General features: G+C 37.8%; 15 protein-coding genes. 9 read left to right on the top strand and 6 right to left on the bottom strand.

Annotated features, from left to right (window positions below; all coding sequences use genetic code 11):
* Positions 1-240 precede the first annotated feature (240 nt).
* The gene (locus EHR07_RS11720; protein WP_135745238.1) at positions 241-816 is read left to right on the top strand and encodes a TetR/AcrR family transcriptional regulator; all 576 of its coding nucleotides are present in this window, start codon (positions 241-243) and stop codon (positions 814-816) included.
* 22 nt (positions 817-838) lie between these two features.
* Entirely contained in the window at positions 839-1,807 is a 969-nt protein-coding gene (locus EHR07_RS11715; RefSeq protein ID WP_135745237.1) for an MBL fold metallo-hydrolase, read from the top strand.
* Positions 1,808-2,222: 415 nt separating this feature from the next.
* Here EHR07_RS11715 and EHR07_RS11705 read toward each other — a convergent pair whose 3' ends face one another.
* Positions 2,223-2,834 carry a hypothetical protein gene (locus EHR07_RS11705; protein WP_135745235.1) on the bottom strand — a complete coding sequence of 204 codons (612 nt, stop codon included), beginning with the start codon at positions 2,832-2,834 and terminating at the stop codon, positions 2,223-2,225.
* Here EHR07_RS11705 and EHR07_RS11700 point away from each other — a divergent pair.
* Positions 2,833-3,888 carry a hypothetical protein gene (locus EHR07_RS11700; protein ID WP_135745234.1) on the top strand — a complete coding sequence of 352 codons (1,056 nt, stop codon included), beginning with the start codon at positions 2,833-2,835 and terminating at the stop codon, positions 3,886-3,888. The genes EHR07_RS11705 and EHR07_RS11700 overlap by 2 nt on opposite strands.
* On the opposite strand, the gene EHR07_RS11695 is transcribed toward EHR07_RS11700, so the two are convergent.
* Positions 3,853-4,824: a M23 family metallopeptidase gene (locus EHR07_RS11695; RefSeq protein WP_135745233.1), complete on the bottom strand. Its 972-nt coding sequence runs from the start codon at positions 4,822-4,824 to the stop codon at positions 3,853-3,855. The genes EHR07_RS11700 and EHR07_RS11695 overlap by 36 nt on opposite strands.
* Before the next feature lie 12 nt (positions 4,825-4,836).
* On the bottom strand, positions 4,837-7,293 hold the full coding sequence (locus tag EHR07_RS11690; RefSeq protein WP_135745232.1) for a sensor domain-containing protein: 2,457 nt from the start codon (positions 7,291-7,293) through the stop codon (positions 4,837-4,839).
* Positions 7,294-7,531: 238 nt separating this feature from the next.
* Here EHR07_RS11690 and EHR07_RS11685 point away from each other — a divergent pair, with 238 nt between their 5' ends.
* The 4 genes from EHR07_RS11685 (at position 7,532) to EHR07_RS11670 (ending at position 11,575) form a co-directional block, all read left to right on the top strand.
* The gene (locus tag EHR07_RS11685; protein WP_135745231.1) at positions 7,532-8,098 is read left to right on the top strand and encodes a hypothetical protein; all 567 of its coding nucleotides are present in this window, start codon (positions 7,532-7,534) and stop codon (positions 8,096-8,098) included.
* A 99-nt stretch (positions 8,099-8,197) separates the two neighbouring features.
* Positions 8,198-8,770 carry an HmuY family protein gene (locus EHR07_RS11680; protein WP_238776949.1) on the top strand — a complete coding sequence of 191 codons (573 nt, stop codon included), beginning with the start codon at positions 8,198-8,200 and terminating at the stop codon, positions 8,768-8,770.
* Positions 8,770-10,956 (top strand): TonB-dependent receptor plug domain-containing protein, encoded by a 2,187-nt coding sequence (locus EHR07_RS11675; protein WP_135746271.1) that lies wholly within the window; start codon positions 8,770-8,772, stop codon positions 10,954-10,956. Before EHR07_RS11680 ends, EHR07_RS11675 begins: the two co-directional genes overlap by 1 nt.
* Entirely contained in the window at positions 10,931-11,575 is a 645-nt protein-coding gene (locus EHR07_RS11670) for a hypothetical protein (RefSeq protein WP_135745230.1), read from the top strand. The genes EHR07_RS11675 and EHR07_RS11670 overlap by 26 nt, the downstream gene beginning before the upstream one ends.
* Here EHR07_RS11670 and EHR07_RS11665 read toward each other — a convergent pair.
* Together EHR07_RS11665 and EHR07_RS11660 are read right to left on the bottom strand one after the other, a co-directional pair.
* Positions 11,572-12,099: a DUF3015 domain-containing protein gene (locus EHR07_RS11665; protein WP_135745229.1), complete on the bottom strand. Its 528-nt coding sequence runs from the start codon at positions 12,097-12,099 to the stop codon at positions 11,572-11,574. The two genes, EHR07_RS11670 and EHR07_RS11665, sit on opposite strands and share 4 nt — an antisense overlap.
* Positions 12,100-12,112: 13 nt before the next feature.
* On the bottom strand, positions 12,113-12,334 hold the full coding sequence (locus EHR07_RS11660; protein WP_135745228.1) for a hypothetical protein: 222 nt from the start codon (positions 12,332-12,334) through the stop codon (positions 12,113-12,115).
* Positions 12,335-12,522: 188 nt separating this feature from the next.
* Here EHR07_RS11660 and EHR07_RS11650 point away from each other — a divergent pair, with 188 nt between their 5' ends.
* Both EHR07_RS11650 and EHR07_RS11645 read left to right on the top strand, forming a co-directional pair.
* On the top strand, positions 12,523-13,446 hold the full coding sequence (locus EHR07_RS11650) for an FAD-binding oxidoreductase (protein ID WP_135745227.1): 924 nt from the start codon (positions 12,523-12,525) through the stop codon (positions 13,444-13,446).
* A 1-nt stretch (position 13,447) separates the two neighbouring features.
* On the top strand, positions 13,448-13,669 hold the full coding sequence (locus EHR07_RS11645) for a transcriptional coactivator p15/PC4 family protein (protein WP_004785453.1): 222 nt from the start codon (positions 13,448-13,450) through the stop codon (positions 13,667-13,669).
* 5 nt (positions 13,670-13,674) lie between these two features.
* On the opposite strand, the gene EHR07_RS11640 is transcribed toward EHR07_RS11645, so the two are convergent.
* A complete protein-coding gene (locus tag EHR07_RS11640; protein WP_167483371.1) occupies positions 13,675-15,327 on the bottom strand; it encodes an anti-sigma factor antagonist in 1,653 nt (550 codons plus the stop codon).
* Between the last annotated feature and the right edge of the window lie 51 nt (positions 15,328-15,378).

The raw sequence follows: 15,378 nt of genomic DNA, 5'->3' as shown, positions 1-15,378 counted from the left end.
GAAATCCGTACTACTTAGTTTATCGGCGGACTCTGAAAAAAACAATGAGATTTATTCTAGAGGGAAATGAGAGAAATCGAAAAGGAAAAACTGCGTTTGGCAAACAGGTCATTATCTTTTCCTTGCCTGCTCTTTCCCATAACATCAAAATCCTGATTTGGATCTTCCACATTTGGAAGGGGAAAAGGAACCCCTATTTTTTATGTTGACCGGTCTATTATCTTGCAATAGACTGGCTTTGTGGGAAAAAAAGGAATCGAAACCAAACAGAAAATGATCGAGGTTATGGCTGGTCTTTTGGAGGAATCCGGGTATGAAGCCACAGGTATTATTGAACTTGGAAAGGAAACCGGGACACCCAAAGGTTCTCTCTATTTTCACTTTCCTGGCGGAAAAGACGAACTCACAAACCTTGCTCTCCTCCATTCTGGAAACCAATTGAATTTATTTTTCCAATCGGTACTCGCAGAAGCGGAATCTCCAACTCAGGCCATCAAACAGGTGTTCCATGTTTTGGAAGAACGAATTATTTCCAGTGATTATAAAAAAGGATGCCCCATAGCCACAACAGCAATGGAAACTTCAGGCTCAGTTCCTGCAGTTTCAGATACATGCAAAGAAGTATATTCCATTTGGTTAAAAACTTTTGAAACCTACCTCGTAGGAAAGGGATACACAGCACGTAACGCAAAAAATCTTTCACTTTCCCTACTCTCTTTATGGGAAGGTGCTTTGTTACTGGCAAAACTACAAAAATCACCGGAACCGCTGCGTGTGGCTGCAAAAACTGCAGAATTACTTTTCAAACAAAACTAAATTTATATAGGAAATTTTAAAAATGAAACTCCCATCCAAATCAAAAATTCTTTTAATCATTAGCCTAACATCTGTAATTATTTTTTTTCTATACTTCCTTGGTTATCCCAAAGAAAAGATTCCTACCTACATCGCGGACAAGAAAACAAATTCTTCTTCCATCCCTAAACCGCAGGGAAAATCAAATTTGGTTTTTTCGATTTTAAAAACAGGAGAAGCAAAAACCTTGGAAGGTTTTGTTAAAGAAGGTGGGTCTGTCTTCAAAACAGTGACAGTGGCACATTCCGCCTTTTATATCCAACATCCTAAGGGGAATTTTTTATTTGATACAGGACTCGGGAGCAAAGTCAAAGAACAGTTTCAAATTTTTCCTTTGTATTTAAAACTTTTAATGGATTACAAACCTTTCCAAACTGCCTACGAACAATTGGAATCCAATGGAATCACTCCCAAGTCGATTCAGGATGTATATTTTTCTCATCTTCATTGGGACCATGCAAGTGGTTTAAAAGATTTTCCTTGGGCAAAAATCCACAGTTTACCTGAGGAACTAAATGATCCTAAAATTGAATTAGGTTACATTCCTTCTCAATTTGATGGAGATTCCGTCCATTGGAGTCACTTAAAGTTTTCCAATACACCTTATGCATCTTATGCGAAGAGTTTGGATTTGTATGGGGATGGAACGGTTGTTTTTGTTCCAATGAAAGGACATAGCGAAGGGTCTGTAGGTTTATTCTTACATACCGACAATGGAGAGGTTTTCTTTCTTACCGGAGATATAGTTTGGCGACGGGAAGGCTTTTTAGAAAAAAAACACAAACCAAGAGGGGCTAGATGGATTGTGGATTTTGATACAGAAAGTCTTGGCGAAGAGATCGCAAGAGTCCACGATCTAATCCAAAACAATCCAACTCTGCAAATCATTCCTGCGCATGATAATGATGTGCAAAGTGCATTGGGATTTTTTCCGAAAGTGATAGGTAGGTAAGGTTTTTTACCTTTGGTCATGTCGGATCAAAATGTATCAGCTAACTCTTGAGAGATTTGTAAACTAAATATGAAAGCCCTATTTCTTGATTTATTACTCTCTCTACTTTGCTTAGTGAGTTTGGCTTTTTATTTCACTAAAAAAGTAAATCTTTCTCTCTTGTACGAAATTGTTTTTTTAGCATTACTTTCTCTTTTCAGATTGGGTTGGACTTTATTGACTCTTACTTTCAGAAGGAAAAAGAATTTTTCCTTCTATCTCATTACGATTTTATCGTTGGTAATTAACGGAACAAACCTAAGTTTTTTATTTTTTCTATTTCTTTTAACTTTAGGATTCACCGGTACACACTAGTTCGCATGTATCTACCAATTTAGTCAATATGATGTTCGCCCTATTGATAACTGAGAAAACCTTAGCTTTCTTCTGAATTTTTGTTTGGTATTGGTTTCTCTTGCAAAAGCAAAGATCTGATTCCTTTTATGGACTGGTCCAATCGGTCCAATTCTTCTAACAAACTGCCACGATTCTCTTGGATTTTGTCATGATACAAATGGGCTTTGCCTACCAATTGGTGGTAGTCCAAAGAAAGTTGGTGCAGGGCAGAATCCCACAATACGGGCGCAATTCTTCTTTTTTTCCAATAGATTTGTTTTCCCCATCCATAAACCCATTGCCCGAGGCCAATGGCATGTAGGGGAAAAAGAATGTAGAGGGAAGCAAAGATTACCTTTCCATAAGAAATTTCTTGGGAAAACAATCCCCAAAAATAGATCCAAAGTGCAGAAAGTAACAAAACTGAAACAGTAAGGTTTGCCTTGGGAGTTTTGGGAGAAACTGAATTGAAAATGGAAAGGAGGATGACAGAAAAGATAAGTAAAAGGAGAACTTCCCAAGGGACTAAAGTAAAAAATAAATCCCAAAACTTTTGAAAATTCTCCCAACTAGTTTTGATCTGGTTGATGGTAGTTTGGATTTCTATAATTTGGTTTTGGATTTTTTGAAAGAAGTCTGTAATCGCCGACATGTTGCAAATACTAACTAAAATCAAAAATCATGCAAGTGGTTTCTTTGCCAAATTCTTGGCTCCAAAAACCACAAGAAATTTACTTATACTCTACTCCATCATTGCCATTCCTTTTTTTATTTACCACGAATCCCACTTACCTTGGCATTATATTTTTGCCCTCTGCATTGTTTCTCTAGTAGTTGGATTGTTCCTTACTTATGTTAGTTTGTATATTATCCAACTGTATTGGACAGAAACCTTCCATCCATTCATTGAACTAGGTGTTGTAATCCTTTTTATCTTTGCACTTTGGCTTGCTGAAGTTTTGGTTTTTGAGGCCGGAACTGTATTTTTGTTTATACTGGTGGCCATTGCTTTTCTCATTCGAGTTTTACACCTTGCCGAATATGCGCGCCTTCTTTTGGCAGCCTGTCTCATCGCAAGTAACGCACTGATTGCCTTTAAAGCATTACAAGGTGCAGAAGTTTTATCAGCTTATCTCCTTTTTAAAAACAAATACCAAATTGAAGAAAAAGATCTAAATGATTGGGCTGTTACAAACAACAACCAATATTGGAATGAAGAATTGCAGTTTGGATTTACCCTTCCCGAAGGATTTTATTTTTTCAAACCTGAAAACTTAACTATGGAAAATAAAACGGGAGCAGGGCAAATTGCGGGTCTACTTGCCTTCAGTGATCACGATGCCGAACGTTATCCATTTGTTAGGATCTTCTATTTTCCTGATTACCTTGGTTTCCAAGAAAACCAAGCAGTGGCAGAATTTTCGGAATTTTTAAAAATTCAGGTAAGCAAAGGTGATATTGAGGATATCCAAGAAATCCAACAAAAAGAATTGGAACCTTTTATTCTCACTTCTAAGTTTTGGACTTTTTATGACCTACTACGTCCCCGTTATGCGAAAACAGGATTTATCCTTGTTGATACGCCAAATCACGATAAACTTCTTTTACATATAACAGAAAATTTGGAAAAAGGTGAAATCCACGAACAAGGTATTCGTGAATTTTTATCCTCAATTCGATTCGGAAATCGATTGCAGAGCAATTAAAGAAAGCGGATCTACTAAAGTATCATTGACCTTAGCTCCTAAATGAAGGTGAGGACCTGTTGACATTCCAGTTGTACCAACGGTTCCAATTTCTTGACCTTGTTTAACAATATCACCGACTTTAACTTTGATTTGATCTTGGTGCATATAAAATGAAAATATCTTATTACCATGATCAATGATCGTAAAATTCCCTTCATAGTAAGCTTTGCGAGCAAGAACTACTACACCATCTTGAATCGCGTAAACTGAGGTTCCTGTTTTTCCTCGAAAGTCCACACCACCATGTGGCCGACCTTGTTTGTTATTATAGTCTCGCCTAACATAGAATTTACTGGTAATAAAAATTTTATCCAAAGGATTTTTGAAATTACCTGTAAATTGTAAACGGCTTTGTTTGGAAAAAGCGGCTTCTTTTGCAGTTTTACATTCTTGAATAAAATCCAATGTTTCTTTGGGTAGTTCTTTGGTTACGAATTTATCATCTACCTTGATCTGTTGGTTTTTCTTGATTACTTGGAATTTTGTTGGTTCTAAAATGATTTGGTATTGTTTTTGCCCCCGTTTGACAAAAAAGATTTTAGACACAATCTCAAGAGTCATAGCACCCGCCGGAGTATCGGGAGAGATAGGTAAAAAAGCAACCATACTCTTTTCCCATTTTGTTAGGATTACATCTTTTCCAAGCCAACTTACTTTATAAGACTCATTGATCCACTTTTTATCTTTGGGAGTTAATCGAAGGAAAATGACTTCGCCTCTTCCGAATCGTCTTGCTTCCATGAGTAATGAAAAATTTTTTTCCTCTTTTTTCACGAAGTAGTTGGAAGAAGAAACCTTAGGGGAAGGTTTTTTTTTGACCTCACGGGACTCGGCAGGAACAGCACGTACAAAAGATAAAATAAGAATCAATAAAGACAAAAACCGTATCATCATTATTAAATTCGGCTATTTTGTTTTAGTAGATTCGTTAAAATTTCTAACAAAAGCAACAAATTCATCAGCAGGTAGTGGTTTGCTATAAAGGTATCCTTGGATCATGTGGCAGCCTAAATCGTGAAGTAAATCTCTTTGCGCCGAATTTTCCACTCCTTCCGCTATTACTTCCATACCTAAGGAATGTGCCATATTGATAATGGCCTTACAAATGGCGCGATCATCTTCGTTCAATTCCAAATCAACCACAAAGGATCTATCAATTTTGAGAACATCTGCATTGATTTTTTTAAGATAACTTAAGGAACTATATCCAGTTCCAAAATCATCGATGGATACTTTGATTCCAAGCCCAGATAAATATTCGAATGCCTCTATACTCTTTTCTGGATTTTCCATAATGGAACTTTCAGTTAATTCCAGTTCAATTTCTACAGGATCAATATTGTATTGGAGAATGGTAGATTGTACACGGTGTGACCAGTTAGCACGAGCTAGTTGCTTGCCACTCACATTTATACTTACAGGAAAAGTGTGAAGATTTAGTTCCTTCCATTCTTTTTTGAGTCGGCAAGCCTCTTCTAAAACCCAATCACCAATTCTTTCGATGATTCCTGAGTCTTCTGCAACTGGGATAAATTCAATAGGAGGAACCCATCCCCTTTCAGGATGTTTCCAACGAATGAGTGCCTCAGCACCACAGACATGATTTGTGAGAGTTGAAATTTTTGGTTGGAAAAATAATAATAACTCTTCATTTTGAATGGCTTTCCGAAGAGAATTTTCAATGTATAATCTTTTTTCAGAACGAAGGATCAGTTCGTTGGTATAAAATTTATAATTATTTCTACCTAGTTCTTTTGCCTTGTACATGGCCATATCAGCATTTTTTAAAAGTTCAGAGGAAGAAACTCCATCGTTAGGAGAAAGAGCAATTCCCATACTGATTGTTGTAAATAAATCACGACCCATGATATGAAACGGTTGGCTCAGGATATCGAGAATTTTTTGTGCAAACTCTGCGGCTGCACTTTTGTTTGCTACATCCACTTTTAAAATAGCAAACTCATCACCACCAAATCGTGCGACAGTATCCACTTCCGTCATCACACGTTTGAGTCTTGCCCCAACCATTTGCAAAAGGATATCTCCTTTGGTATGACCCAAACTATCATTGATAAATTTAAAGTTATCAATATCAAAGAAGTAAAATGCAAGTAAGGTTTCCGTTGATTTGTGATTCTTTAATGCCTGATTTGCATGATCAATAAACAAGGTTCGATTCGAAAGACCAGTAAGTGCATCATAATAAGCTAAGTAAGTAATTCTTTCTTCAGATAGTTTTCTTTCCGTAATGTCTACACCGAAACTAATGAACCTTTTCTGATCGGTTTCTGTATCATCAATAGGAATGTACTTTCTTAATAAATAAGTTACTTTATCGTTACTGTCTTGGATGAGTTCTTCAAATTCTACGATTTGATTTTCCTTGGCTGCAATCTCTAAGTATTTTTTGCGTTTTTCATGAAAATCGGAAGGAAGATCCAATTTTTCAGCCAACTCTAAATCGGTTTTTTTATATAACCATTTTCGAATCTCTTTATTCGACAAAAAGACTGGGTTTGTATATTCGTATTGAAAATTCGAATTTAACACTGCGATATCTGAGTCTAGGTTATCTAAGATAAACTCATAAAATGCTTTTTGATTTTTTACCTGTTCTTGCGATCGTTTCCTTTCTGTAATGTCGCGAAAGGTTGCCCAAATTGCCATTTTTCCATTTACTGGAAACAATCGAAAAGAGGATTCCGTAGGAATCAAATGTCCGGATTTAGTTCGCAAAGCTGTGCTTTCAATAAGATTGCCTTGGAATTCTTCATCTTCATCGACTTCCACAGGTGGCATAAAAAATGAAAATTCTTTACCAACAATTTCCTCTAACGGATATTCCAAAACAACCACTGCTTGTTTATTCGCATTGATGATCTGTTTGGTATTTGGATCAATCTGCATGAGGACATCCAAGGATTCTTCGAAAACATTTTGAAGGACGATTACCTTTTCTCTGATTTTATCATAAGCGATCGATCGATTCATATCTTCAATCAATCGTTCAGAAAAATTTAGTACTAAATCTAGAATTCCAAGAGAATAGGTTTTTTCTGCTAGGTGCAAAAAGGTAGGATGGGCCGCTCTTGCCAACTCGTTTGGAGTTAAAGGTTCAATCGAAAGTAATATGTAAGGTGATTCAGGAAACTCTTCAAAGATAAACTTTTGTTTCTCTAAAACTTTAGGATCATTCCAAAATAGAAAGACAGCCGATTCCTTGATGGACCCAGGTTTGATGTCCAAGATGGAATGAAAACTATGAACATTACAAGATTCTATATTCGTTATGTCGCGAAGTATACGGTTATAAAAATCATGATCAAACTCTTCTATGTATATGGTGATTTGTTTGAGAGACATGACCTTGGCATAGTAGACGAAAAATACTTTTCCTTACAATTGATTTTTTGAATCTTACGTTTGTAAGGAATCGAGAGATAAATTAGAAAAGAAAGATGCGAAGATATCCCAATTTTTCCCGATGCAAACCAGATCTGTCCTAGTTCTGCCAGTGAATTTAAAAAATTCAGCCATTTAATAAAATGAATTTGATTCTCATTACCAGTCTTTAAGCCTGGATAAAAATGACCGAGGTTCTATGAAATCCCTTCAAAATAAGACAAAATTATTAATCCTTTTGAGTTTGATCGCCGGACTTTCTCTTCAGTGTGAAAAAAAAGAAAATAACGACAAAGACCTTCTTACTTTAGTGACAATTGGCTCTCTATTCAATATGGCTGGGGACTGTTCCATTGCAGCAAACGGTAAAACTCTCAATACTTGGACCACAACTTCTGGACTTGGTTCTGGAACCATTACTAAAACTAGTAGTGTTCCTGTTGTAGGCCACCCAACTGCCGTATTAAAATATGCTGGTACCGGTGTTGTAAAATTTACTTTAACTGGAAAATCCGAAGTAATTGTGTATGGTTCGGGATCTTGCCCCCTCGATTCTACAAAAGTTATCAAAACGGGAATCACTTATAGTGCAGGAACTCTTGTCGATGACAATGCTGCTTTTCCTGATGCTTACAAACTAGATGGAACTGGAACGATTTCCATTACTGCTCCTAACAACCCATCTGGCGTTTATATTCTCTTTTATGCCCTTCCTAGCAAAGGCCAATCCGCACAGATTAGCTATTCCATAGCTGATTCTTTATAATATTCATAAAGTATGCGAAGGATTTTCATTTGCCTGATTGCCATCGGATTCTTTTTTTGCGCCCGTCAGGAAAAAGCCCTGACGGACCAAGAAATTTTAGTGAATCAGTTGATTGTCAATGCAATCAATGCAGGGAATCCCAATGCTTTGGATAAAATTGTTTTCTCCCGTTTACAAGCGGACGGGAGTTACCTCACTCGCATCAACGCTAGTAATTTAGATTTTTATATTTATTTCTATTTTGAAGGAAATAAACAAATTCCTTTTTCTGACAAAGATAAGTTAACCTGGGACATTGCATTTAACCGGTATAAGGTGGCCACCAATTCAGGGGAAACCAATCGTTCTGGTTTGGGTGGAGCCTGCAAAAGTAATACTACCGATTTTTCTGTGGCAAGTTCTACTTCTGCGGCTAGCCAAGGATGTAATTCCTTTACTTTGGATAGTTCTTCTACCACTCAAGGAATCGGTGGTGCTGGTGCCGTGTATGTTGGAAACCCACTAGTGACCGAATGGTATAACTATACGATCGGAAATTTAACACCGAAGCCAGATATTTATCTAATTCGTTCGGGAACAGGTTCTTCTATTTATGCCGTCCATATTGAAAACTATTATAGTGATGCGGGAACTTCAGGTTATCCGACCATCCGATGGAAAAAACTTCCCTAATGTATTTATTTAATCCCTTCCTTTTGCCAATCCTTTGCCTTTTTTTATTGTTTATAGGGGAAGTTCATTCTCAATCCAAACCTCGTGAAAATGGAAAGAATACAAAAACGGTTGAGAAAACACCAAGTGTTCCGACTACTCCTGTAACTACAGACACGAATACAACCAATCCTAATCCTCAAAACGAAGAAACACAAACTCCGATCACAACCGCTCCCCAAGAAGGGAATAAAGAAGAGAATCCAACAGAGGAAGTGGACCGTTTTAAAGATTTAGATAACAAAAATGGAATTGTCGTAACAGGGTCTCGTGGGGAACGACGACTCAAAGATTCTGCCGTTGCGACAGAAGTCATTTCTCGGAAACGAATTGAACAAACAGGCGCACGTAACCTAGGTGAGGTGCTCGATACTCAACTAGGAATTAATGTTACCCCCTTTTTTGGTGGATCTCAAGTGCAAATGTTGGGTTTGGATTCCAAATACGTTTTATTTCTTGTGGATGGACAACGGGTTGCAGGACGACTCAACAATACCATTGATCTAACACGATTTAAAGTTCAGAACATTGAACGAATCGAAATTGTTAAAGGAAGTTCGTCTTCATTATATGGAGCCGATGCAATTGGTGGTGTGATTAATATCATCACCAAACAAGCTGAAAAACCAGAACATTACCAGTTCCGAACTTCCTATGGAAATGGAAGGCAAACCAATTTCGGAAGCCAAGGCGAAAAGAATATGATCGCCGATGTAGGTTTTAAAAATGATTTTGTTGCTTCCAATTTTTATGGTGGGTTCAACCAATCTGCTGCCTATGATTTAGATCCAAGGACACCTGCTACTACGGGAAATGCATTCCAAGATGCCAACGTAGGTGGAAACATGACTTTCAATCCTGATGGTCAATTTAAAGTAAAAACAGGAATTAATTATTTAAATCGAAACCAAGCTGGAATCGATTCAAGATCCAATGGCGGAGTTTTTGATAGAACAAATCTAACAAACGACTTTCTCGGTTTAGGTGCATTAGAATATACATACGGAAAACGTAATATGGTTTCCTTACGAGGAAATTTTTCACGTTGGGAAAATCATTATAAATTGGACCAACGAAATTCTAATGAGTTGGATGTAAAAGAATTCACAAATGAATTTTCCTCGCAAGGTGTCGCCCAAATTGATCACGAAATCAATAAAGACCACATGGTTACTGCAGGCGTAGAATCCTACTCCGAAGAATTACAATCAGATCGTTTACAAAGAAGAAATGCCTATCGAACAAGAAGGGCAGCTTTCATTCAAGATGAATGGATTATTTGGCGCCAAGGATTTGTTTGGCGACTTGTTCCCGGAGTTCGTCATGACGTGGATTCACAGTTTGGCGGTCAAACCACTCCCAAAATCGCAACAAAAGTAGATATCACAAGTGAACTTGTTTTTCGTGCCAGTTACGGAAAAGGTTTTCGGCCACCTTCCTTTCGAGAGTTGTATTTACGGTTTGAAAATCCTGGAGTTGGTTATGTTGTTGATGGAAACGATAAACTAAGACCTGAAAAGTCAACCACTGTTAACGCAGACATCGAATATACCCCTTTTAAATTTTGGACACTTTCCCTGAGTGTTTTCCGAAATGACATTACTGATCTCATCCAATATAGTTTTGGAACAAGGACTAGTGAATTTGCAAACTTCCAATTAAAAAACGTTCAACGTGCCTATACAAGAGGGGTAGAAGCAGGATCCCGTGTTCGTTTTCTTAAATACTTTGCCCTGGAATTAGGTTACAACCAAACTGATACAAGAGACCTAACGACCGATAGGCCCTTAGAAGGAAGGGCCCTGCATCAAGGAACAATGAACTTTTTTGTGAATGCACCTGGCGGTTGGGAATTTGCACTTCGTGCCAAACGTTTAGACAAACGGCCGTTTTATAGTACTACCAACGACTTCACAGCTGGATCCAGTACGGCTCTAATCGACCAACAAACGAAGAGTATAGAAGAAAATAACAAAGTTGTCTATGGGAAACCTTTCACCCTACTGAATGTACGGATGGAGAAAAAATTCTTCGAAGGAAGAATGTCTCTGTTTTTAGGAGTAGACAACGTCCTGGACCAATACGAGCTTACTTACAATCCTATTCGTCCCAGGTTTTACTATGGTGGACTCCAAGCCACTTTTTGAACTTTATTCGTTTAAAACAAGTTTTGTTATTTTTGTTTTTTATTGTTTTTCAGGAGTAGAACTGTACTCCGATGAATCTAAGTTAAACGTAAAACAATCCAAAGTTTTAAAAGAATCGTTTTCCTACTTGGAATCCCTAGAACCCAAACGAATCAAAATCGACAAGTCTACTTACAACCGTCTCTCCCAATTTGAATCCATTTTTAAATTTAGTTTTTCCGGGAAAAAAGTTTCTCGTTGGATCCAATCTCGAATTAACAAATATTCTTACGGTTCTACCGGAGATTACATAGCTATGTACCAAGATGGTGAAGTATTACTTGGTCGCGCGTTCTTCAGTTTGAATCGATTGGATCGTGTCTTAGTGTTGTTACACGAAGCTAGACATGCCGATGGCAAAAATTATAGCCATGTAATTTGTCCGGAAAATTTTCAATTTTTAAACCCTCGCGATTGGAAGATTCATCCTGCAGGAAAAAAAGGATGTGATTCCACTCCAGATGGTGGTTACGGAATCACTGCTGCTTTTATATTTGAATTAGGTGCTTATGGCTACCTCAACCAAACAGAAGCGGCGCATCGTTATAATTCGGAAATTTCCCGAGTCATTCGAGATTAATAGACACATGCCTGTCTTAGTTTAGGATTTTCTGCGATTTTTGCCTTTAGTCGAGATAAAATGATTTTGGATCGAACTTTAGATTCTTCCTCTTTCGTAGGATCAAAAATAAAAGAATGTTTTTCCTTCATTAGATTTCCCAATTCATCACTATGTGTAGGACAACCTAACAAAGAAGCAATGGCTCGAATTCTTTCACCGGTACCCTTAACGGTTTCTAATTCCAAAGGTTCTTCATTATAAGTCACAAATACTTCTTGGGCTCGGTCAGCGCGAACAATTCCATCCGTAGTGCAATTAGAAGTTCCCGAAGTGATTCCAAATGTTTGAGAGGATAAACTACCATTGGTGGTCGCAGCCAAAACTTGCCCGATATCATTTTTCCAAGCCGGTACCATCGACCCAAGTCCACAACCAGCCATTCCGTACGGTTCTGCAGATAATGAATATGAAACCGATACCAAAAGTAAGCTAACGATTGTCAGCTGAAGTTTAAAAAAAGAAGGGTTCCCGGATCTAAACATAAAACCTCGAAAATTAAATGGAAAATAAAGTATCGGAATTACGGTCAGCTTGAGGAAGACGATTTCCATAATCCAAAATCTCTCCTTTCATGGAGAGAACGGCCCAGGTTTTTTCCTCTTTTGTTTTGGTTTGCATAGATTGGAGCAAAGTATTGGTGAAAGACTCCAATTTTTGATGAAGTACGGTATTGGGAACTGGTGATGGTTTCTTTTCTTGTGCTTCAGTTGATCTCATGCAATTTGTTTTCCCGGTTGTCTTTAAGATCGGCGGGAGGGCCGGAATGACTAAAGTTTAAAAACTCTAAAAAAGGAGTCAAGAAGAGACATAATTCCGAGGAGGAAAAATGAAAACTCTAAGTTCTCCTTTTCCCGAACCATCGGAATGCCAAACTTGACCAAAAACCACCTGTAACGAGGACGACTTTGCTTACCCCTCAAATCAATCTGTTTAAAAAATCAAATCCCCTCCAAGCCCAAGTTTTGGCCAATACCCGTTTGACTCCCGAACCAGGAAAGGGAAAACGCCCAACAAAAGAAGGCGATTCTGCGGTGCATCGAATCACGATTGCCGTCGACCATAACACTTATCCTTATATGATCGGGCAAAGTGCTGGTATCATTCCCCCGGGCGCGGATCCAGAAAAAGAAGCTAAAGGCTCGGCTGATCCGTCGTATACCATCCGTTTGTATTCCATTGCCTCCCCATCCTATAGTTTTGGGCAAACCAAGGATAATATTGAATTTGTGGTCAAAAGGGACAATGTGTACGATGAAAATGGAAATCTTCTCCATAAAGGAGTTTGTTCCAATTATCTTTGTGACTTAAAACCAGGTGATACAGTCACGATGACTGGTCCCGCTGGAAAAAAATTCCTACTTCCACAAACTGACTTTTCTGGTGATATTTTCTTTTTTGCTACAGGAACAGGAATCAGTCCTTTTTTTGGAATGGTGGAAGAACTCCTGGTTCAAAAACTAATTAACTTTCAAGGAAATGTATGGCTAATCTACGGAGCACCCTATTCTGATGAAATCGTACTTCGCGATTATTTTGAAGATATGGCTAAAAACCATCCCAACTTCCATTTCGTAACAGCGATTAGCCGAGAAGAGAAAAATTCCTTCGACGGTGGAAAGATGTACATCACTCACCGCGCAAAAGAAAATGCCGAATCCATTAAAAATGCTGTCAATGGAAACGGTAAGTTTTATATTTGTGGCGGTCCGAAGGGAATGGAAAAAGGAGTCATACAAGAAATCATCTCTGCTTGCGGAACTGATCTTTCGTATGATGAATTCAAAAAACACCTAGAGGAAAAAGAACAACTTTTTGTAGAGACGTACTAAAATGGCAAAAACAGGAATCATTCGAGACATTGACAAAGGACGGGGAGAAGTCATCCGCGTGGAAATCTCCGAATATAAAGGCCAAACTTTTTTTAACATTCGAGTTTGGTATACCGATCCCAACGGGGAACTAAAACCCACTCAAAAAGGAATCGCTATCGCTCCTGCTTTAGTTGGTGATTTAAAAGAAGCGATCGAAGAAGCAGAACGTTGGTTGGCTTAAACCAACTAACTGATTTTATCCCCTTCGCTCGCATAAATAAGCCTCTGTAATATTTCCTTACCAGAGGTAACATTTTCTGCCACGCGAATGTGGTTGTACAACCTTGTGATTTCAAAAATCTTTTTTACTGAATCATGGATGTTGGCAACCACAAGTTCACCACCCCGTCTCCTGAGCCAACCCACAATCTGAATCACCATTCCAATCGCAGAAGAATCAATATGAGATGTATTGGAAAAATCAAAAATTACATACCTAAAACCTTCAGAAATTTTTTGTTCCATAAAAAGTTTTATCTCGGGGCATTTATACAAATCAATATCACCAGTGACTCTGTATTCTAAAATTTCATCATGAACTAACACATCTTTTAAATCCAACTTTTCTGGACCTTTCATCATGATCTGTGAATTCATAAATAAATGTTTGTTCAAATCATCTGATTTTGTTGTAATTTTTGTTTCTAAAACCTGGAGACGACCAAGTACGGAACCAAGTGCATTGGGTGCAAAATGTAAGTTATTTTTAATGTCCTGAATGAGACCAAATAACAATGCCTTAGCGTCTTCTACATGGCCACGTTTGATAAAATCGGAAATTTCTTTGATCCCAGTGGTTGCATTGGCTACCAATATTTCTACTAAAACATCGGGGTCTTGTTTGCCTTTATGATTCGCTTTTGGAAAATGAAATGATTCTTTCACAGATTCTAAAGCATTCTGTTGTAACAAATTATAGTAAGATACGTTTACTTCACAAAAAGGAGATTCGGATTGGTTTAGGCGATCATCAATTTCCAATCGTAATACTAAGTTGCGGATGTCATCGGCCCTAAGATCGCCTAACTGTAGATTGATTTTTTGTCTGGATATGGTTTTGGAATCACCAATAAATTCATCAAATTCTTCCAATATCTGATGAGATGTTTCTGACAACACTTGTTTCAATCGAACACCAGGAGCCAGTTGTAATTCGACATCTATGGCTTGTGCATACAAGGCCCCAATGTCACCAAATTCATCGAAAAATATATCCGAGGCTTTTTCCGGATTGTCGATGTAATGAAAATTTCCACCACCGGCTTTTGCTATTTCCACCAACATTTCTTCATTAAAATCATTTCCTACACCTATGGTTGTTGTGGAGATACCCATGGCTAAGTGATCTGCGGCAATTTTTACCAATGCTTCTTTTTCTTTGATTCCTGAAGTGGGATTTCCATCGGTGAGTAGTAAAACTCGTTTATAGGCATTAGGGATTTTGGAGAGACTGAGACTTTTTAAAGCGGACAACCATCCACCACTTAAATTTGTGGAAGTGGCTACTTGGATATTTCGAATTTTATCGGTCACAGAGACTTTTTCTGTTAGGTGAGTAACCGGTTGGATGAGTTGGACATCAGCGGAATATGCAATGATAGATACAGCATCATGTCTAGTCAGCCAATTGACTAATGCACAAGAAGCCTCAATCACTGATTCCATTTTTTCACCTTTCATGGACCAACTTTTATCTATAGCAAGACCTATCACTAAAGGTTTACGTTCTGCTATTTTTGGATTGGCGGGTGTACGAAACCGAAGCAACAAATGATTTTCTTGTAGCTCTTTTTCTTGGATCAGAGGATATTCCAATTTCGCTTCTACGTACATGACCATAAAATGAAATTCTGAATAAATGTTTTCGCAAGAACAATTTACTTTAATCTG

This window comes from Leptospira bandrabouensis (assembly GCF_004770905.1).
GTDB classification, from domain to species: Bacteria; Spirochaetota; Leptospiria; order Leptospirales; family Leptospiraceae; genus Leptospira_A; species Leptospira_A bandrabouensis.
This window is presented reverse-complemented; position numbering and strand designations above follow the sequence as displayed.